21 protein-coding genes are annotated in these 19,848 nt (G+C 58.5%); 8 read left to right on the top strand and 13 right to left on the bottom strand.

The genetic code is table 11. The annotated features are described in order from the left end of the window. Positions 1 to 108: 108 nt before the first annotated feature. Positions 109 to 726, bottom strand: coding sequence for a 50S ribosomal protein L25/general stress protein Ctc (locus tag HGP17_RS07730; RefSeq protein ID WP_168807471.1), 618 nt, complete (start codon positions 724 to 726; stop codon positions 109 to 111). A 301-nt stretch (positions 727 to 1,027) separates the two neighbouring features. Between HGP17_RS07730 and HGP17_RS07725 the strand changes: the two genes are divergently transcribed. From HGP17_RS07725 to HGP17_RS07715, 3 genes are all read left to right on the top strand, one after another. Beyond that, complete coding sequence (locus HGP17_RS07725) at positions 1,028 to 2,470, top strand: hypothetical protein (protein WP_168807469.1); 1,443 nt, start codon at positions 1,028 to 1,030, stop codon at positions 2,468 to 2,470. A gap of 108 nt (positions 2,471 to 2,578) precedes the next feature. Next, positions 2,579 to 4,039 carry a hypothetical protein gene (locus HGP17_RS07720; protein ID WP_168807467.1) on the top strand — a complete coding sequence of 487 codons (1,461 nt, stop codon included), beginning with the start codon at positions 2,579 to 2,581 and terminating at the stop codon, positions 4,037 to 4,039. A 25-nt stretch (positions 4,040 to 4,064) separates the two neighbouring features. Next, positions 4,065 to 5,303, top strand: coding sequence for an MFS transporter (locus HGP17_RS07715; RefSeq protein ID WP_168807465.1), 1,239 nt, complete (start codon positions 4,065 to 4,067; stop codon positions 5,301 to 5,303). A 35-nt stretch (positions 5,304 to 5,338) separates the two neighbouring features. On the opposite strand, the gene HGP17_RS07710 is transcribed toward HGP17_RS07715, so the two are convergent. The 6 genes from HGP17_RS07710 to lgt all read right to left on the bottom strand — a co-directional run bounded on the left by HGP17_RS07710 (position 5,339) and on the right by lgt (position 11,446). Beyond that, positions 5,339 to 6,271, bottom strand: coding sequence for a ribose-phosphate pyrophosphokinase (locus HGP17_RS07710; protein WP_168807464.1), 933 nt, complete (start codon positions 6,269 to 6,271; stop codon positions 5,339 to 5,341). Positions 6,272 to 6,376: 105 nt separating this feature from the next. Beyond that, entirely contained in the window at positions 6,377 to 7,258 is an 882-nt protein-coding gene (locus HGP17_RS07705) for a hypothetical protein (RefSeq protein WP_168807462.1), read from the bottom strand. Positions 7,259 to 7,312: 54 nt separating this feature from the next. Continuing rightward, positions 7,313 to 8,464 carry a Xaa-Pro peptidase family protein gene (locus tag HGP17_RS07700; RefSeq protein WP_168807460.1) on the bottom strand — a complete coding sequence of 384 codons (1,152 nt, stop codon included), beginning with the start codon at positions 8,462 to 8,464 and terminating at the stop codon, positions 7,313 to 7,315. A 1-nt stretch (position 8,465) separates the two neighbouring features. Further along, positions 8,466 to 9,257, bottom strand: coding sequence for a peptidoglycan editing factor PgeF (gene pgeF, locus HGP17_RS07695; protein ID WP_168807458.1), 792 nt, complete (start codon positions 9,255 to 9,257; stop codon positions 8,466 to 8,468). Positions 9,258 to 9,382: 125 nt separating this feature from the next. Next, positions 9,383 to 10,480 (bottom strand): class I SAM-dependent methyltransferase, encoded by a 1,098-nt coding sequence (locus tag HGP17_RS07690; protein ID WP_168807456.1) that lies wholly within the window; start codon positions 10,478 to 10,480, stop codon positions 9,383 to 9,385. Between the two features lie 78 nt (positions 10,481 to 10,558). Further along, the gene (gene lgt / locus HGP17_RS07685; RefSeq protein ID WP_168808138.1) at positions 10,559 to 11,446 is read right to left on the bottom strand and encodes a prolipoprotein diacylglyceryl transferase; all 888 of its coding nucleotides are present in this window, start codon (positions 11,444 to 11,446) and stop codon (positions 10,559 to 10,561) included. A 265-nt stretch (positions 11,447 to 11,711) separates the two neighbouring features. Here lgt and HGP17_RS07680 point away from each other — a divergent pair, with 265 nt between their 5' ends. The 4 genes from HGP17_RS07680 (at position 11,712) to HGP17_RS07665 (ending at position 14,066) form a co-directional block, all read left to right on the top strand. Beyond that, complete coding sequence (locus HGP17_RS07680) at positions 11,712 to 11,972, top strand: accessory factor UbiK family protein (protein WP_168807454.1); 261 nt, start codon at positions 11,712 to 11,714, stop codon at positions 11,970 to 11,972. Positions 11,973 to 12,361: 389 nt separating this feature from the next. Then, complete coding sequence (locus HGP17_RS07675; protein WP_168807452.1) at positions 12,362 to 12,862, top strand: YbjN domain-containing protein; 501 nt, start codon at positions 12,362 to 12,364, stop codon at positions 12,860 to 12,862. Position 12,863: 1 nt separating this feature from the next. After that, on the top strand, positions 12,864 to 13,703 hold the full coding sequence (proC, locus tag HGP17_RS07670) for a pyrroline-5-carboxylate reductase (RefSeq protein WP_168807450.1): 840 nt from the start codon (positions 12,864 to 12,866) through the stop codon (positions 13,701 to 13,703). A gap of 21 nt (positions 13,704 to 13,724) precedes the next feature. Continuing rightward, entirely contained in the window at positions 13,725 to 14,066 is a 342-nt protein-coding gene (locus tag HGP17_RS07665) for a tRNA-binding protein (protein WP_168807448.1), read from the top strand. Between the two features lie 34 nt (positions 14,067 to 14,100). On the opposite strand, the gene HGP17_RS07660 is transcribed toward HGP17_RS07665, so the two are convergent. The 6 genes from HGP17_RS07660 to HGP17_RS07635 form a co-directional block, all read right to left on the bottom strand. Next, positions 14,101 to 14,682 (bottom strand): DUF1349 domain-containing protein, encoded by a 582-nt coding sequence (locus tag HGP17_RS07660; protein ID WP_168807446.1) that lies wholly within the window; start codon positions 14,680 to 14,682, stop codon positions 14,101 to 14,103. Between the two features lie 10 nt (positions 14,683 to 14,692). Then, on the bottom strand, positions 14,693 to 16,075 hold the full coding sequence (locus HGP17_RS07655) for an ATP-binding protein (protein ID WP_168807444.1): 1,383 nt from the start codon (positions 16,073 to 16,075) through the stop codon (positions 14,693 to 14,695). Positions 16,076 to 16,098: 23 nt separating this feature from the next. Continuing rightward, entirely contained in the window at positions 16,099 to 16,800 is a 702-nt protein-coding gene (locus HGP17_RS07650) for a response regulator (RefSeq protein WP_168807442.1), read from the bottom strand. A gap of 75 nt (positions 16,801 to 16,875) precedes the next feature. Then, the gene (locus tag HGP17_RS07645; RefSeq protein WP_205925802.1) at positions 16,876 to 17,346 is read right to left on the bottom strand and encodes a MarR family transcriptional regulator; all 471 of its coding nucleotides are present in this window, start codon (positions 17,344 to 17,346) and stop codon (positions 16,876 to 16,878) included. A gap of 406 nt (positions 17,347 to 17,752) precedes the next feature. Continuing rightward, positions 17,753 to 18,016: a hypothetical protein gene (locus tag HGP17_RS07640; RefSeq protein WP_168807439.1), complete on the bottom strand. Its 264-nt coding sequence runs from the start codon at positions 18,014 to 18,016 to the stop codon at positions 17,753 to 17,755. A 244-nt stretch (positions 18,017 to 18,260) separates the two neighbouring features. Then, on the bottom strand, positions 18,261 to 18,899 hold the full coding sequence (locus HGP17_RS07635; RefSeq protein ID WP_168807437.1) for a DUF1236 domain-containing protein: 639 nt from the start codon (positions 18,897 to 18,899) through the stop codon (positions 18,261 to 18,263). A 250-nt stretch (positions 18,900 to 19,149) separates the two neighbouring features. On the opposite strand from HGP17_RS07635, the gene HGP17_RS07630 reads away from it, so the two are divergent. Further along, positions 19,150 to 19,794 (top strand): MBL fold metallo-hydrolase, encoded by a 645-nt coding sequence (locus tag HGP17_RS07630; RefSeq protein WP_168807435.1) that lies wholly within the window; start codon positions 19,150 to 19,152, stop codon positions 19,792 to 19,794. The last annotated feature ends 54 nt before the right edge of the window (positions 19,795 to 19,848 follow it).

Below are 19,848 nucleotides of genomic sequence, written 5' to 3'. Positions count from 1 at the left end.
TATTTTTACTTTATCTAATATTCAATGCGCTCGTTGAAACGAAGGCAGCAAAAAACCCGCCGTCCCAGGGGGAGGCGGGTTTGATACGACTTACGTCGAAGATGCCGATTAAGCTTCGGCTTCTTCGCCGCCTTCAGCTTCTTCTTCAGCAATGCCGGCAGCCGGAGCAACGATCGTTGCGATCGTGAAGTCGCGGTCGGTGATGACCGGGCTTACATTCTTCGGCAGCTTGACAGCAGAGATGTGGACGCTGTCGCCGGTCTTCAGACCAGACAGGTCAACAGTGAAGAATTCCGGGATCGCGTCGGCCGGGCAATGAACTTCGACTTCGTGACGAACGATGTTCAGAACGCCGCCAGCCTTGAGGCCCGGGGACTTCTCGTGGTTTTCGAAGTGAACCGGGATTTCAACGGTGACTTCGGTGTTGCCGGAGACGCGCAGGAAATCGACGTGAACCGTGAAGTCACGGACTGGATCGAGCTGGTAGTCCTTCGGCAGAACCTTGATCTTCTTGCCGCCGACGTCGATCGTAGCGACCGTGGTCAGGAAGCCGCCGGCGTGGATGCGCTTCGTCACCTCATTGGTGTTGAGAGCGATAGAAATGGGGGCCTGCTTGTCACCATAGATGACAGCGGGGATCAGACCATTGCGGCGAAGTTCACGGGCGGACCCCTTACCAACCCGTTCGCGCGCCTCGGCCTTGAGCTCGTAGCTTTCGTGGCTCATAGCTATTCCTTTCGAGGTTATTTGGAGAGTTCATCCGGGCGGCTATAGGTCGCATCGGCTGAACTGGAGGAGGGCTTGCCCTGCCTCATCCGCGTTGCCTCCAAGGGTGTCTACGCGGACGCGTGGCGTATAGTACAAACTGGCCGAAGGTGCAAGCACCCCCGGAATGCGAAGGGCTGTGGTGTCATTGCAACTCTTGCGTAAGAGCCGTCGGTACCGTTTCTATCAACGGCTTGACATATAGGCTTCGCCTCTTCAACAGTCGAATCCAGTCGCTCAGGGTCAGAAAGAGAGGTCGGGCATGCGCTCCAGGACTATCGCCGCCGCGGTTTTTTCCATGGGTCTCGCCGGTACCTCCCAGGCCGCCGACATCAACGAGCAGGGTGCCAACGAGCTGCGCAGCGTGCTCACGCATTCGCTCTCCCGTGACCTTGCCCGCAGCGATTTCGTGACGGTCAAGCCGGCCGGCGACAAGTACGAAATCACTTACGATCTCGCGAAATTCTTCGACAAGATCAATTCCAGCGTGTTTTCCGTCACAGGCTTCAAGCCGCTATCCCTCTTTGCGCAGCCTGTTGACCAGGGCAGGTGGCATCTGACGGGCGACAACGGCCTCGATATCGCCGTGCATTCGCCGACGTCGGATATCGGCTACTCGATCGGGTCCAGTTCTCTCGACGGCGTCTTCGATCCGACCATCGAAATGATGCGGTCGATGAACATCAAGAGCAACGGCGTAAAGTTCTCCAGCGTCGGCAGCGGTCCGCGAAGCGGCCGCAAGATCGACGCGACGATCGATAGCGCGTCATTCGCTCATACGGTGACGGACAGCAAGGAGGCGGGTAAAGTCGATCTGCAGCTGCAGACGAGATTGCAGCGTCTGAACGAACAATTCACCTTGCGGCCGCATGGCGACCCCGTCACCTTTACCGCTGATAGCGTCGATACGACTGTGTCCGCGACGAGTCTGCCGGAAAAGGAGCTGCGCGCGCTCTTCCGCTTCTTCGTCCAGCACGTTAAGGCCAAACAGCTCTCGGAAAGCGGCAGCGAGAAATTTGCGCAGCTGGTGCACCGCGCTTTGCCTGGCTTCGGTTCGCTCAACAAGACGATGGCGCTGACAAATGCCATGGTGGCGACGGACAAGGGTAAAGTCGGCGTCAAACACATCGACTACAGCTTCAAGATGGACGGCCTCACCAAGGCTTCGAACGTCAATTTCGAGCTGCGGGCCGATCATTTTACGCCAGACGCCGACCTCGTTCCCGCAGCCTATGCGCCGTTCCTGCCCGAAAGCCTGGATGTGCAGCTCGGTATGTCGGATATCAATTTTTCCGGCCTCATCGATACGGCCCTGGAAGCCGTGGCAAAGCGGGCCACGCCGGTCTCGGGCGAAGTCATTAAACGTACCATGTTTCCAAGTGGATACGGCACGCTTGAATTTCCGAAGATCAGCGCTACTTCGGGCGTCTACGACATAGAAGTTTCTGGTAAATTGAAGGGCTCGACCAAGGCTCACTCCGATTATTCGCTGCAGGCGACAATATTGGTGCGCGATTTCGACAAGACTGTCGCCGCCGTTCAAGCCGCGGCCAAGACGGATCCACGCCTTAACAACGTCTCCTTCGGCCTGCTCGCCGCCAAGGGTTTTGCGAAGACCGACGCGGACGGCCGCATGCGATGGGATGTTACATTGGACGAGGCCCGGACGTTGACCGTCAACGGACAGGTGATGAAGAAGCCCTGACGCGGAGCTAAACGAGCGAGCCTCCGGGCGCACGATACTATTTCCTTCGAAAGCCGACCCGGCATTTCGGATTCTCGAATTCTTTTTCTATCATTTTGGGGGTGAAACATGCGTTTTAAAGCGGTTGCCGCGGCAGCTGTTCTTGCTGCGGGCGTGTCGGGCTTTGCGCTGGCTGCTGATGTCAACGAGAAGGGTGCCAAGGATCTTCTCAACAATCTGACCTATTTCCTGCCGGATGATCTCGCCAAGAGCGGTGCGATTTCGGTCAAGCCTGTCGCTTCGCACTACGAAGTCACCTACGACTTTCAGAAGATGCTCGCCAAGCTGAAAGTCCACGATCTCGATATCAAGGGCCTTGAGCCGCTCAAAATGCTGGCAACGCCGCAGGATGACGGACTGTGGAAGGTCGAAGGCAATAATGCATTTGATATCACTGCGCATTCCAAGCCTGAAAAGGGCCCCGACACCGAGGTTCGCTATGCGCTGAACTCTTCGACCGTCGAAGGCCTGTTCGATCCGGCACTTCATTATCTCCGCTCGATGGATATGAAGGGCAAGGGGATCATCTTCAACACGACGACGACCGACGAAGAGAAGAACGTCCAGAAGAACGATGCTACGATCGATAGTATCGGCTACACCCTGTCGTCAGCCGATAGCGGCGAGCCCGGCCGCCTCGACATCAAGATGAATGGTAGCCTGCAATCGCTTTACGACAAGATTTCGTCGCAGGGAGCAACGCTCGGTGAAATCAAGGTCGCGTCGATTGACTTCAACATGGGCGCAACCAAGCTGCCGCTGAAGGCAGTCAATTCCATTCTGCAGTTCGCTTCCGAACACAAGGATGAGAAGAAGCTTTCCGATAAGGATGCCGAGACGCTCAAGACCCTGATCACCGATGCAATGCCAATCGCCGGGTCTTTCGACGAGTCGGTCGGCATAAACGGCATCTCGGTCACGATGCCGCTCGGCAATGGCGGCCTCGACAAACTGGGGTACTTCTTCAAGATCGCCGGGCCGGCGAACGCGATGAGCGCCGATTTCGGTTTGAATGCCACGAAGCTGACGCTTGAGAGCGCCTTGGTGCCGGAAGATTATATGGCCTTCATTCCCGATTCCGCCGATTTTCAGGTTCAGGTACCAAATCTGAATTTCTCCGCGATGATGGATGTCTTTCAGCAGGCAGACTTAAAGAATCCCGATGCCGACAAGGATATGGACACGAAGCTGCAGCGGGCCATGTTCCCGGATGGAACGGTGCAGATCAACTTCCCGAAGATCAGCGCCGTATCAGGTCTCTACGATATCGAGGCGACCGGCACGATGCGCGGCTGGCTGAACGACAAGGACCGCGTTTCCATGAAGATGTCGGTGCTTGCGCGTGATCTCGACAAGACGATCGCCGCCGTCCAGGAGGCAGCCAAGACCAAGCCCGATCTCTCGCAGCTCTCCTTCGGCCTGATGATGGCCAAGGGCTTTGCCAAGACGGATGCCGATGGGCGCTCGCGCTGGGATATCGACCTTTCGGATGATGGTCATGTGTCGGTCAATGGCCAGGTCATGAAGTAAGTCACACCGAAATCAGAATGCGATCATGTTTGTCCTGAAGCCGCTGGGTCAGCGCTCGATTTCCCTCCTCTGGGTCGGCCAGGTGCTGGCGGCGACAGGTTCCGAATTCTACATGGTCGCGGTGGTCTGGATCGCTGCGGATTTCATCGGCAGCGATGCGGGCTATGTCTCCGCATTGCAATCCGGCGCGCTGCTGTTCGGCAGTCTCTTTGGTGGCATCGTCACGGATCGCTGGCGTCACAGTGTGACGATGATCAGCGCGGATCTGCTGCGCGCCGCATTGTTGCTTATGCTGTCCCTGGCGGGTCTTCTGCATCTGATGAGCCTGCCGTTGCTCATGGTGCTTGCGGGCTGCATCGCGTTGCTGACGTCGACATTCGACCCGTCGCTGCAGGCCACTTTGCCGATGATCGCCGCCGATCCGGAGGTTCGTCATGCCACCAACGGTCTCTTCGATGCAACCCGACGCATGGCGCGCATTCTCGGTCCCAGCCTGATCGCGCTCGTCAATGGGCTTCTGCCGAAATCGCAGTTCTTCTCGGTCACGGCGGCCACATTCATCCTGTCGGCGATTGCCGTCTGGCTGGCGATTGCGAAACTTCCTTCGGCGCCGAGGCGTCGGGATTTTTCCGGAATGGCAGCCGGTGTCGACGGCGTGCTCGGTGGCTGGCGCGCGGCGCGAGGGCATGCGGCAATCCTCTACGGCATGTTCACCAATCTGATGGGAAATGTCGCCTGGGCGATGGGCATTCTGCTCGGAATGATCCTGCATTTGCGCGAAACCAGTGCCGATCCGCTGACCGACTACAGCCTGATGATGACGGCCTATGGCGTTGGCAACCTCACGACCAACCTGATCCTCAGCAGCGTCAAGCCGCGTCGGCCGGTGGTCTGGATCATCGCGGCAAAGCTTATTTTCGGATCCGGCGTTTTCCTGTTGCCGTTGATGCATGACCGAATCTGGTTGATGGTTGTGGCATGCTTTGCGGCGATCAACGGGCCATTCGAAAACCTGGCCATGCTGCATCTGATGCAGTCGCGCAGCGAGCCTCATCGTCTGGCGCAAGTCTATCGCTTGTTGATGTGCGCGATCTTTTCCGGGCTGCTTCTGGCCTATCTGATGTCGCCAAGCCTGTTTGCCATCTTTGGCATCGGTCCTTCGATCATGGGCTCGGGCGCGGCCGTGTTTATATCCGGACTGATCGGAATAGGCCTGCTGGCGTGGAAGCACACGCATCCAGCCGGCATGAAAGCCGCTGAATAGGCATCCTGCTTAAAATCACATCCGCGCGCGATGTATCAATCAAACAGGCTGGAAACGGATTCTTCTTGGCTCGTGCGGTTGATGGCTTCGCCAATGAGGCTTGCCGTCGTGATGACGCGGATATTGGGTGCCGATTGCACCGCAGTCGTCGGCTGGATGGAATCGGTAATCACCAGTTCCTTCAGCTTCGAGTTCATCACGCGCGTAACGGCGCCGCCGGAGAGAACGCCATGGGTGATATAGGCGGTGACGCTGGTGGCGCCATTCTTCAGCAGTGCCTCGGCCGCATTGCAGAGCGTGCCGCCGGAATCGACGATGTCGTCGATCAGGATGCAATCCTTGCCGGTCACATCGCCAATGATGTTCATCACTTCGGATTCACCCGGGCGATCACGGCGCTTGTCCACGATCGCCAACAGACAGTCGAGGCGTTTGGCGAGCGCACGGGCGCGCACGACGCCACCGACGTCAGGAGAGACGACCATGACGTTGCCGATATCGTAATTGACCTTGATATCGTGTGTCAGGATCGGCAGCGCGTAGAGGTTATCCGTGGGGATATCGAAGAAGCCCTGGATCTGGCCGGCGTGCAGATCGAGCGTCAGAACGCGATCGGCTCCTGCTTCCGTGATCAGGTTTGCAACGAGCTTGGCCGAGATCGGCGTGCGCGGGCCGGCCTTGCGGTCCTGACGAGCGTAACCGAAATAGGGAAGCACCGCCGTGATGCGCCGCGCCGAGGAGCGCCGCATCGCATCAATCATGATCAACAGTTCCATGAGATGGTCGTTGGCCGGGAAGGACGTCGGCTGGACAACGAAAATGTCCTCGCCGCGCACGTTCTCCTGGATCTCCACGAAGATTTCCTGGTCCGCGAAACGCCGGACACTGGCCTTGCCTAAGGGAACGTTGAGATAATTGCAGATCGCTTCGGCAAGATGCCTGTTCGAATTCCCTGCGAAAACCTTCATCTTGGCCCGCCTATTACCAACCTGATAGCCGCGCTTTTAACCGCCTCGCTCTCGAATGCAAGGGGGAGAGGCGTGTTAGCTTTCATATTTCTGCAAAGCTTGTGGCTATCCACCGTTGGAATTGCGCCAGGAGTTGAAATCCGACATCGTTTTGGTGGCAATTTGCTGCATTACGGATGGTGGGACGGCCGTCCATGGATCGCCGCGCTTCAGCGGGGCACTCTCAGAGCCCTGGATTCGGTGCACGCGATTGCCGGCGCCGTCGAGAACGTCCCAGACATAGGTCACGGAAATCTGCGGTCCGTCTTCAAAGGCGGAAAGATAACCTTTCAGGATATAGCTCGCGCTGGCATCGTTGGAGCTCTTGATCGTCAACCCCATCGAGCGAGCATCGGCACCAAGCTGACGCGACAGCGGGGTGACTGCCTGCACCGGCGCGCCGATGATGGGCAAAAACCGGATGCTGTTGCCGCCGGATGCCGCCGACGCCGAAGAGGGCGGAAGCGATGCCTGCTGCTGGTCCGGCTGCGGATCGTCAGAGGCTTGTTGCTGCTGCTGTTGCGGCGGCGCGTTGTCCGACAGTCGACGGTCGGCTTCGGCCTGCTCGTCGGCTTCGGAATACTGATTGTTGGCCGAGGCGATAGAGGCCGTGCGAGCATCGTCGAGCGGTCGGGAGGCATATGGGTTGGCGCCGCCCGATTTGAGTGCGGAAGCCTGATCGTCCAGCGTGCCGCTACCACCATAATTCTGCGACTGGTAGCCCTGCTGGTAGGATGGCTGCCGTTGATAGCTGTAGCTGTCCTGCGTCTCCTGATAGTTCTGGCGACGCGGCGCGGACGCCATGCGTTCGACATCGCGCTGGGTAACAGGGCTTGAGCCTCCGGCATCGCCGATGGTTTCGGGAGGCGTTAGTGCGTCCGTCGTATTGCAAGCGGAGAGTGCGAGGCATAAGCCGGCGACAGTCAATATTGTCCTGACCAGTCCCATTACGCGATCCCTTCTCTTGACGGTCTCTCCGTTCAGGATCGCTATTTTACGCCACTAACGGTTAAGAAATTCGAGTGGATGGCGCGAGAGGGCTTTCGGATCTTGCGAGGTGGTCAGGTATGTCTGGCCAAGGGTCATCGCGGTGCCGTTGTCGGAGTCCATGATGATCATGTGCACGAAGAGCGACATGTTCTCCTCGATCTCCTGCTGATTGCCGAGATGGAACATTTCATGCTCCATCCACGAGGGCGAGAAGCGGGCGCCGAGCGAATAGCCGCAAGCGTTGAGCCGGTGACGGGCAAGGCCACGCTCATCCATGATCTTGGCGTGCATGTCGAAAACATCGCCGAAGGTATGGCCGGGCTTGAGGATTGTTTCTATCGACTGCAACGTTTCCAGGCAGGCGCTGAAAAGTTCGCGATGGCGATGGCTGGGATCGCCGACAACGACCGTGCGCATCATCGCGGCATGATAATGCGCATCGACGCCGGCCCATTCCAATGTCAGCTGATCGTTGGCATCCAGCTTGCGGCGGCCGGCCTTATAACGGCAGAGCAGGGCCTCTGCTCCAGAGCCGATGATAAATTCGTTGGCGGGATAGTCGCCTCCGCCGGAAAAGACGGCGCCTTGCATGGCAGCCAGAATGTCCGACTCATCGGCGCCCGCTCTGGTCAGTGACAAAGCGGCATCGAGGGCGTCATCCGCAAGTGCGGCCGCCCGCTCGACGCGGGCAATCTCGGCCGCACTTTTCGTCAAACGCAGACGGCTTATGAGATAGGAGGCGTCGACGACCTGGGCGAAACTGGCCAGCTGGTGATCGAGCAGGCGGGCAACGCGGCCCGTCATGCCGTGCGTGTCATATTCCACGCCGATGCGCGCGCCGAGAAGATCGAGATCGGCCAGCAGCTCCTTGAGATCAAGGGTCGGATCGACATTGAGCCGGTCGACCCAGATGTGGATATCCGTGATGATCGAGGTGAGCTGAGCCTGGCGCAGATCGGCGGAGCGCGTCAGCAGCGTCAACGAGCCGTCGGCCTTCACGACCAGCGTCTGGAAGAAGCAGTAGCCGAAGGTATCGTAACCCGTCAGCCAATACATGCTTTCCTGTGCGAAAAGCAGCATGGCATCGAGTTTCTCTTCCTGCATCCTCGCCAGCAGTCGCGCCAGGCGGGCATCGAATTCGCTGCGTTCGAAATGCAGGGCCATATCAAGCTACCTCCCCAATGGCGATGGCCGAGATCTGCCGTCCGTAATCCGGCTCCTTCGCATGCGTCGTGCGGCGGTAGGAGAAAAAGCGCTCGGAATCCGGATAGGTGCAAAGATCCAGGCTTTCGGCGGTCACGCCTGCCTTGCGCAGGCGGTCGACAGTGAGGGCCGGCAGATTGAACATTGCATGGCCTGCGCGTTCCGAAGGTAAGAAATATCTGGAATAGGCCGGGTCGTGTGCCAGGAAGCGCTCGACAAATTCAGGACCGACCTCGTAGCTTGCCTGGCTGATCGATGGGCCAAGGCACGCGATGATGGCTTCACGCCGGGCGCCGAGCGTCACCATTGCGGTAATCGTGTTTTCCAGAACACCCGTCAGCGCTCCCTTCCAGCCGGCATGGGCCGCGCCGATCACCCGGTTTTCCGGATCGGCGAAAAGGATCGGTCCGCAATCGGCAGCCAGAACGCCGAGCGCAATGCCGGGAGTGGCCGTAACCATGGCGTCTGCCTGCGGGCGGTTGCCATCATAACTCGTGCCGATGGTCACGACGTCAGGCGAGTGAATTTGATGCACGGTTGCCAGCCGCTCTACAGGCAGGCCGAACCAACCGGCCACGCGACGGCGGTTTTCTTCCACGTGTTCGCGATTGTCGTTCGAGCCGAGGCCGACGTTCAATCCGCGATAGAGGCCTTCCGAAATGCCGCCGGCCCTGGTGAAATAGCCATGGCGAATGCCGACAGCCTCGGCGGCGCTCAGCAGCGTGCTTGCAATTGGTGTCGGCAATTGGAGCATCCCTTGATGTCTGGTTTGGCCTATCGTGCTTGACATAACGCAGCCGCGGCGAAGCAGTTCGATTTGGCCGCGATGTTGGCCCAGGCCGCCGCGGGCTGTCAATCCGCGGCGTCGATGATCAGATATCAGCTGACGGGACGAAAGGGCAGGAGGTCGATCGCCGGGCTGGAGACCGCCAGAGCCTTGAAAAGCTCTCCCATCTTGCCTTCACCCGCGCCAGCAAGCCTTTCCACCGCCACGCGGATGTTCTCCTGCGTGACGCCATCCTGATCGCGGCCAAGGGCGGCCGCTCGTTCCAGCAATCCGAGCCCGATCAGGAAATCTCCCTGATGACAGCATCCGTTTATGTGCAGACCGGCTGCAATCGCTGTCTGTGCCAGGTTCTGGAAATCGACGTGGCTGGTGAGATCGGCTTCGCCGGGATGATCGAGCGGCGGGTCGAATTCGTGCATTCGCACGGCCTGCAGCGTGTCGCCGAAGCCCGTCGCCATGTGACCATAATCAATGGCCAGCGCAGTACCGCCATACGTGGCCAGTCTGTCGCAGATCGTCGTCATCACGGCCTGGCGTGCCGGAGCGATTTCAAAAATGGTGCCGATCGGCGGCAGGCCTCCCTCTGGGAGAAGCGCCGGATCAAGCGTTGCGACGCCGGTGGTGAACGTCAGCTCGTCATTGACATCGAGGCCGACGGTGCGCTCGCGAAAGCCGTTCGACGTGCGTACAAACTGGCGGATGGGAATGGCGTCGAACAGCTCGTTGGCAGCGAGCAGCGTGAAGCCGCCAGGCACTTCGCCGAAATCGGCATGCCACGAGACCTTTGCACCATGCGCCTCCAGCGTTTCACGCTGAAATCCCTGCAGCCGGTCGCTGGTTTCGACCAGATGCACGGTCATGACGTTGTAAAGCGGCGGAGCCAGCTTGCCGATAACCCGCAGCATATCCGACATCATCGTGCCGCGGCCCGGACCGATCTCGACAAGACGCACGTCGGCCGGCGTTCCATGACGCTGCCATGCATGCACAATGAAGACGCCGATCATCTCGCCGAAAAGCTGGCTGATCTCGGGGGCGGTGACGAAGTCGCCGGACTGGCCGAAGGGTTCACGCGTCTTGTAATAGCCATGCAGAGGATCGGCGAGACATAGGGAAAAATAGTCCGTAATGCTCAATGGTCCGTTCGTGCGGATGATGGCTTTGATTTTTTCCCCAAGCGCCGTTGTCATTCGTTGCTTTCGCTAGTGCATGGCCCGGTCAAACCGGGAACGTCTTTCAGGAAGACCATGCGAAATTGAACCCCACCCTCAAGCTACCTGCCTGGTCGATGCCTGGCGGGCACGAATGACAGCCCAAAGACCGATGGCGACCATCGGCAATGACAGCACCATGCCCATCGTCAGCCAGTTTGTGCCGAGGAGATAGCCGAGCTGTTCATCAGGTTGGCGGAAGAATTCGACAAAAATACGCGAGAAGGCATAGCCGATGACAAAAATACCGCTGACCGTGCCAGGCTTCTTCAACGCAAATGCCCAGCGCGTGAAAATAAAGAGAACAAGGAACAAAATGATGCCCTCGATGCCAGCCTCGTAGAGCTGGCTCGGGTGCCGCGGATCGGGACCTGCGGGGCAGATGCCGTCATGTGCGGCAATCACATGCGGGCTGCAGAACACCATGGCCCAGGGAACATCCGAGACGCGCCCCCAAAGCTCGCCATTGATGAAGTTGGCAATGCGCCCGAAAAACAAGCCGATCGGCGCGACGGCGGCGACGACATCGAAGAGGCTCCAGGTCGGGATCTTGTTCCGTCGCGTGAAAAGGATCATCGCGATCGTCGTGCCGATCAAGCCGCCATGGAAGGACATGCCGCCCTTCCAGACCTGGACGGCGCGGATGGGGTTCGCCAGCACCTGGTCGAGATCATAAAACAAGATGTAGCCGATGCGGCCACCGAGCACGATGCCGAAGGCGACCCACAGGATGAAGTCATCCAGATGCTGGCGCGTAATCGGCGATGTGTCGTTCAGCCACAGCTTGCCGTTGTCGACCAGCATCCTCGCATAAAACCAGCCGAGCAGGATGCCTGCCACATAGGCAAGTCCGTACCAGTGGACGGGAACGGGGCCAAGGTTGATGGCGATCGGATCCAGATCCGGAAACGGCAGGATGGCGGCGAGATTGGCGGATGTCAGCAAGATCGTCAGGCCCGTTGCAGCATGGTTCCCGAGAGGCACTGCGCCCTATGGGGATGGGGTCATGCTAAGTATGCAATTGTGCGCGGAACATGGCGTTCGCTATCGAAACGGTCAAGTCGATTGTTGTTCTCCCCGATATCGAGGGGCCGGTTGTCCCGTCCTATCTCAATTTGCTTGCATCGGCCCCTTGGAAATCTTACCTCAGCACTATCTGGCCCATATCGATGCCTGACCGTTTAGGGCCGACGGCCGCAAGGAGATTGCCATGAGCACCGGACCGAACCGAATCCTGGATGAATTCGCCAAGCTGATGACCGATGCCGCCGGTGCGGCTCAGGGCGTGCGCCGCGAGGTGGAGACTGCTTTCAATGCCCATGCCGAGCGCTGGCTGAACAGTATGGATATCGTCAAGCGCGAGGAATTCGAAGCCGTTCGCGAGATGGCGATCAAGGCGCGCGACGAAAACGACGCGTTGCTGGCAAGAATCGAAGCGCTTGAAGCAAAGCTTGCTGCCAAGAGCAAATAATGTGCAATTTATGAATGAGCATCTGCGCGGCACTCGTTTGTCGCGCATTTTTTTACTGAAAAATTGATCTGTTTTTCCACCTGTGGACATAGGCAAAAAAGCCAATCGCCAGAGTCGGTTATGACTCCCTCCTGAATATGCTTCGGAGGAGCTTTCCACAGCGCCGTTTCCAAAAACGATACTCAGGGGCTGGCAGGCAGGGCATGCCGCTATACACTGATTTTAAATGATGATTCGAAACGGACTTGGTAAGCTCCGGGCATGGTGGATGCGTTAGTCTGGCAGCCGTTCAACATCATCCCGAAGATGTTTCCGGAGTAAAACTGTTTGCGTTCTTTCAGTGTTGAGTCACGGGAAAACTGCATTCGTTCCGGTCAAGAAGGTGCTGCATGAGCCTTATGGAAATGGAAGTCGAACGCCAATCGAATCCGGTTGATATGATCGAGTTTGTCGCTGCCAACAACGACTGGTCGTTTGAGCGGTCCGGTGAAGATGAACTTGCCATGACCGTCGAGGGCCGGTGGACGGATTATCACGTCTCCTTTTCCTGGATGGAGGAATTCGAAGCGCTGCACATCGCCTGCGCTTTCGACGTGAAAGTCCCCGATCCGCGCGTCAACGAGGTGATCAAGCTGCTTTCCTGCATCAATGGGCAGGTGCTGATGGGCCATTTCGATCTGTGGCGTCAGGAAGATATCGTCATCTTCCGTCAGTCGCTGTTGCTTTCGGGCGGCGCGGAGCCGACCAATCGCCAGGTGGAAGTATTGCTTTCCAACGCACTCGACACATGCGAAGCATATTATCAGGCTTTTCAATTTGTCGTGTGGTCCGGTCTCGATGCCAATCGCGCCATGGAAGCCGTGCTTTTCGAAACGGTAGGCGAAGCGTAAAATGACAAGTGACCATTCCGCCAGTGCGTTCTCATCTTCCGGGCCGATCATGTTGGTCGGCGCGGGCAATATGGGAGGCGCGTTGCTGACGGGATGGCTGAAGAACGGCGTACCGGGATCGTCGGTCATCGTCGTCGATCCCAATCCGTCCGAGCCGATGCGCAAGATGATTGCGGATGCGGGCGCAAGTCACGTGACCGAAGCGCCGGCAGGTATGGTCGCCGGTGTCTTGTTCATCGCGGTGAAGCCACAGATCATGGATGCCGTTTTGCCGCCTTTGAAGGCTGCTGTCGGGGACAATACGGTTGTCGTCTCCATCGCCGCCGGCAAGACGATCGCCGCGCTCAAGACGCATCTGGGTGAGATCGCGGCAGTGCGAGCGATGCCGAACACGCCGGCGATGGTTGGACGTGGCGTCACAGGCGCCTTCGCCAATGCCGGAGTGACTGAGCGTCAGCGGCAGCTGGTCCAGGCGCTTCTGAAAGTATCCGGTCCAGTCGAATGGGTGCCGGGCGAAGAGGATATCGATTCCGTCACCGCCGTTTCCGGTAGCGGCCCCGCCTATGTTTTCTATCTCGTCGAATGCATGGCGGAGGCGGGCCGGAAGCTGGGCCTGCAGGCGGACCTCGCCATGCGGCTTGCACGAGAAACCGTCGCGGGGGCTGGTGAACTATTGCACCAGTCTCCCGATGACGCCTCGCGCCTGCGCCAGAATGTTACTTCGCCCGGTGGAACGACGGCTGCGGCCCTTGGCGTCTTGATGTCGGAAGACGGCATGCAGCCCTTGTTTGACGCGGCTCTGGAAGCCGCCCGCAAGCGGGCGCAGGAACTTGCCGGTTGAATTTTCAATAAAGGGCAGCACATGACGGAAGAAATCAGCTACGGCGATTTCGAGCGGGTGGATATTCGCGTCGGGACGATCATCGAGGCGGAGACTTTTCCGGAGGCGCGCAAGCCTGCCTACAAGCTTCGCATCGATTTCGGGCCAGAGGTCGGCATCAAGCGCTCTTCGGCCCAGATCACCGTCCACTACACGCCGGAAACACTCCTCGGGCGGCAGGTGCTGGCCGTCGTCAATTTTCCGCCGCGCCAGATCGGACCGGTGCGTTCCGAAGTGCTGACGCTCGGTTTCGAAGACGAGTCCGGTGCGATTGTTCTTGCGGCCGTCACGCAGCCGGTGCCGAACGGCAAGAAGATGATGTGAGCGGCTTCGCTCGCACGATCGACAGCGAATGGCGTCAATGAATATCCCGCGATAACGGATCGGTCAGGCGGAAATCGAGAAACTCCGCTTCGAAGCCTTCGCGCTGCGGCGAGCAGAAGGCCGGGCCAACGGATAGCTCTTCCAGCGTGGGGTCAAACCAGGCCAGTCTCGCCATCCGCCACTCTTCCATGCGATCGGTCCGGTATTGGACGAAGAGCGCATCGCCGTTGCGCGTAACCCGGGCGGAAATCGCGCCAAACTCGTGATCCAGCCGGAACGCGGACCAGTCGGAATTGCCATTGGTAACGACGACGCTGAAATGCCTGGCGCCATCGGTATATTCGATCCCGCATTTCATCCACTGTCTGGCGCCATGGCGGACCATCAGGCCTGCCTGATCGTAAAGCTCGCGATAATGTCCGATGAAGCTTATTTCGGCGGTGAAATCACCGCGGCGGGTCATTCCGAGAAAATGACCGTCATCGCGATGAAAGCCGTAATAGGTTTCCTGCCAGAAATCGGTCTTGTGCCCGGAGCGCACGAACAGGCGTCCCCCGTTCAGCTCCCACGATGGCGGCTCGTTCAACCAGTGCATGCGATCCATGTCGATCGGCATTGAACTCCCCCTATGCCGGAATGCGGATGGTCGCGCGCAAGCCTCCGAGCGGGCTGTCGGACAGCGTGACGTTGCCGCCGTGGCTGCGAGCGATATCACGGGCGATGGCGAGACCGAGGCCCGTGCCTGACTTGTCGAGATTGCGAGCGGAATCCAGCCGGAAGAACGGCTTGAAGACATCCTCCCGCGCCTCGGGTGGAATACCGGGCCCATCGTCGTCAAAGATGATCGTCAGCCACTTGGCACTGTGCTTCGCTTCGATACGCAGGCTGTTGGCATAGCGCCTGGCGTTACTGCCGAGATTGGTAACGAGGCGGGTGAAGGCATTCGGGCGAACGGAGATCTGATCGTCGCCATCGATGGAGAATTCCATGGCTTTGCCGTGCAGCGTGAAATCCTGGCGGATCTTTTCGAGGATATCGCTGAGCCTGAACTGACCGACATCCTCCTCCGCTTCGCCGCGTGCGAAGGCCATATAGCCTTCCAGCATGCTCTGCATGTCTTCGACATCCTCATTGAGGCCGATGAGATCGGGATTGTCGCCGACCAGAGCAAGCTGGAGCTTGAAGCGGGTGAGGACGGTGCGCAGATCGTGGCTGACGCCTGACAACATGGCCGTGCGCTGCTCAAGCTGGCGTTCTATGCGTTCGCGCATCAGGATGAAGGCGAGGCCGGCCCTGCGAACTTCGTCTGCGCCGCGAGGAGAGTAGTTTTCCAGCCGTTGCCCTTTGCCGAAGCTCTCGGCTGCCTGCGCCAGCGCCAGGATCGGCCGGATCTGGCCACGCAGGAACAGGACTGCGATGCCGATCAACACCAGCGATGTGCCGACCATCCAGAGGATGAAGATATGGGTGTTGGATGCATAGGTCTGGCTGCGTTTGGCAAAGACGCGCAGCACCTTATCGGGAAGCTTGATGCGAATTTCGACCAGGCTGGAATTGCCGACCGTATCGATCCAGAAGGGCAGGTTGATCTGGTCGCGGATCTCGTCGCTCAAAATTCCGTCGAGGATCGAGAAGAAAGGCTTTTCGCGTGGCGGCGGCAATTCGCCACCCGGCTCGATCGAGATGCTGAGATCCAGCTTCTGACGGGCGATCTGGGTGATCGCAGAATAATCGGCGTCCTGCGGATAGGTCTGAATGACCGTGATGATGGCGGCAATATCGCGCGTCGTCGCCATGGACAGGCGCTGCGTCACCATCTGCCAGTGGCGCTCCATGAAGACGACGGTGACGACCGCCTGCAGCAGGATCATCGGCACGATGAAGATCAGCAGCGAGCGGGCGTAAAGACCTGTCGGAAGCACGTAACGGCGCATCCAGCGCGAAAGCCACCGCAGACCGCTTGAGGGCGTGTGATCGTGGTCGCGTCTGATTGAATCGAATGTCACCATTGCTGCTGATCCTGGAGCCGAGCTCAGTCTATGCTAAGGCGGTAGCCTATGCCGCGCACCGTCTGCAGCCAGATAGGGTTTGCAGGATCGTCTTCAATCTTGCGACGCAGTCTATTGATCTGAACGTCGATCGTGCGTTCACCGACTTCGGCATCATTGCCGATGAGTTCGTGGCGCGGAATGGTCTCACCGGCGCGCTTGGCAAAAAGCAGCATGATTTCCTGCTCCCTGTCGGTCAGGCGGATGACTTCCGACGACTTCTTGAGCTCTTTGCGGGTCAGCGAGAAGGTGTAGGGCCCGAACATCACGAGCTCGATCTTCGGAGAATCGGCGGGTGTGTTGCGTCGCAGGATATTGTTGATGCGCAACACGAGCTCGCGCGGATCGAAGGGCTTGGGGAGGTAATCGTCGGCGCCGGCTTCAAGCCCCGCGATGCGGGAATCCGCCTCGGCGAGGGCGGTGAGCATGATGACGGGAATGTTCTTGATGGCCCGCAGGCTCGCAGTCAGCGAGATGCCGGATTCACCTGGCATCATCACGTCCATGATGATGAGATCGAAATCGAGCCCTTCGAGCTTGCGGCGCGCTTCGGCGCCATCGGCGGCGGCCGTGACGCGAAATCCCTTCTCCATCAGGTAGCGATTGAGAAGTGCGCGGATGCGTGTGTCGTCATCCACGACCAGTAGATGCGCCGCGTCGTCCGAAATAGCTGTTTTCGTCGTCATTCGATCCGTCTCGATCCTATCCTGCCCATTGATTGAAATGACCCATTCGCGCCGGCCATGCGGGTGGGGCCGTCGTCACTTCCCGGTCTGCATTCCCCTCAGGAAACGTTTAACGCCTTCGCGTGTCGCTTCCGATGCGCCTTCGAATGCCCGCTCAATACGGCGCGATTGCGGCTCTGCCAGTGCCAGCGCGAGGTCCCGGCCTGCCTGCGTGGGATAAAGCTTCCTTTGCCGCCGATCCTCCGGACCCGCGACCTGACGAATATAACCTGAATCGATCAATTGTTTTAGAACCCGCGCCAAACTCTGTTTGGTGATCTGCAATGTTTCCAGAAGGTCTGCAACGGTCATGCCCGGTTCGCGGTTAACGAAATGGACGACGCGATGGTGAGCACGACCGAAGCCGCTCTTGACCAGGATCTGGTCCGGATCCGACACGAAGTCCCGGTAGGCAAAGAAAAGCAGCTCGATGATCTCAAAATCGATGGCGCCGGCATTCTGCATCGGGCTCGCGAGCAGCTCCGCCTTTGCCGCGTTTTGGTTCATCTGTCGTGGCACCTTGGCATTTCCTTTTTTATTTTAGATCAATCGCGAAACTTATGGAAAGATATGTCAGCTTTATTGACATATTTTATGCCATCAGGCGACAGCGTACAATGCTGCGCGCAAACGAGACGGGACGTATAAAGCATTCAGTTCCGTTTTTGATTTTCCCCTGTTGCTCCGTGGTAGCGCCTGTCGGGAGCAATTATCAACCATCATAATGCTGGTTGTTCAGGCCTTATGTCCAGCTTTTACAGGTCAGATAGCGACGCTGAACAATTTTCAGCGGCTGCGACGCGGGTTGGAACGCGGCGGGGATGCCGTCGACGCGCATATGGATCGAAATGGGTTTCTTGAAAACGCAAAAGCCGGATGTGCCAATTCATCCGGCTCTCGCATGAAGCAAGTCTTAGGATTTGCGGCCGAGGAGTGCCCCGACGATGGCCGACAGCACGCCGCCGGCAATCAACGAGGATATGCCCTGCGCGATGAGGCCCGTCAGAGCTTCGTTGCCGATCAAGTTGAGAATGATGCCGCCGCCGAGGCCGCCGACCGCGCCGGCGATCGTTCGCGCGATGAGATTTATTCCATCCTGCTTCAAGACGGCGCTCGCTGCGTTGCCGCCGATCGCACCGGCTATCAGCTGTACGATAATAGGTCCTAGAGTTTCCATGATTGCCCCTTCTCCCGTAAATCCGGAATAGCGCCCGGATGCCCACTCGTCGCGCCCTGGATCAATGCCACGGAGCGGCGATAACCATCTTTGATATTAGAACTACATTATATACGGATCAGGGGGAATAGAGAGGTGCGCCAAACGGAGGAATTACCAAGCAAATTCAGGGGAAATCCCATTACGGTGCATGCGGCCGAGCGGCCGCATGCGAATTCTGTCTTCCATGTGGTTTGCTATCGGCTCAGCGATAGACGTAGACGATGCGGCGTGTGCCGGGATCGACGAGAACCGGTTGGTGGTTCACTTCGACATAGCTGTACTCATAGTCTGGAATGCGGTGGACTTCGACGCTTTCCGGGACCGAGGCGCCGACGACGACATCGCCGCTGAGCTGCACGGTATCGACCGGATTGTCATCGATATAGGTCCGGATTGTACCCGGCGGCGTGACCGCGACGACCTTCTGGCCGGTCTCGTCGACAGGGCCGAGCAACTCGTCATTCGGGCCTGGCTGGACGGCCTGGACGCTACCTGTCTTGACCGGGTCCGTTTGCTCGTAGGTGATCGTCGGGATACCGAGATCGTCCCGGTGATCCTGGACAACGACAGGGGCGCCGTCCTGCTCGACATTGAGATACTCAGCGAATACCCAGCCTCGCATGCCGTTCACATCGACCCGACACCAGCGGCTACCTTCGATGCAGCCATCGAGCGTCGCTTCGGAGCCACGCGTCGCGACACCGACCTTTGGAAACTCGGCGCCTGGTCCCGAACGCACGTCGATGTCGCTTGCCGTTGTCGCCGACATCTCGGCATGCGCCAGGCCGGCGCTGCCGACAAGGACAAAGCCGGCCAGCAGCAGATTTCTCTTAAAGGACATTGGTTCTCTCCTTCTTCCTTCAAAGACGTATCATCAACGCTTGCGACGCCTCGGTGTTCCGACGAGCCATTGTGCGGCCTATGGCACTTCAGCGAGAAACCCCGGTAACTGGCGGAAATGATTATAGATTTTTGGAGTTTCTCTGTGAACGTGCAATGCATGCAAACAGAGTTTGAGGGCGGCAGGGGCTGTTTTGCGTTGCATTTGCAGATATACCCTCAGCACGACGATCAAACAGACGAGGCGCTTCATGGGCATGCTCCAGGCCGGTATTATTCCGGTGACCCCTTTCGAACAGAACTGCACTATCTTGTTCGATCCGGATACGAAGGAAGGGGTGGTTGTCGATCCCGGCGGCGACGTCGATGTCATTCTGCAAACCGTTCGCGAGAACGGGATCACCTTGAAGGCCGTATGGCTTACGCACGGGCATATCGATCATGCCGGCGGCGCGGACGAAGTGCGAGAGGCGCTCGGCATCGAGGTCATCGGACCCCATGAAGACGACAAGTTCCTACTTGACGATCTCGAAGCCAAGGGTGCGATGTTCAATATCGCCGGCGTGCGCAATGTCGTGCCCGATCGCTTTCTGAAGGAAGGCGACACTGTTTCCTTCGGCGACCACGAGTTCGAAGTGTTCCATTGCCCGGGTCATGCGCCGGGGCATGTCATTTATTTCAATCGCAAGCAGGGGTTTGCGCATCTGGGCGACGTGCTTTTCAGCGGCTCGATCGGGCGTACGGATCTGCCCGGCGGCAATCATCAGCAACTGCTGGACTCGATCCGCGACAAGGTCTTCCCGCTTGGGGACGAAGTCGGCTTTATCTGTGGTCACGGTCCCGGCAGCCGCATTGGCGACGAGCGCCGCACCAATCCGTTCCTGCGCGGCCTTTAAAGCAATTCCAGGAAAAGTGCGTAGTGGTTTTCCGTGAAAGCAAAGAGATAGAGC

The organism is Rhizobium sp. P38BS-XIX (assembly GCF_012641435.1).
In the GTDB taxonomy this organism is placed as follows: Bacteria; Pseudomonadota; Alphaproteobacteria; order Rhizobiales; family Rhizobiaceae; genus Rhizobium.
Note: the sequence above shows the minus strand (reverse complement) of the source record. Positions and strands in the feature narration are given on the sequence as shown.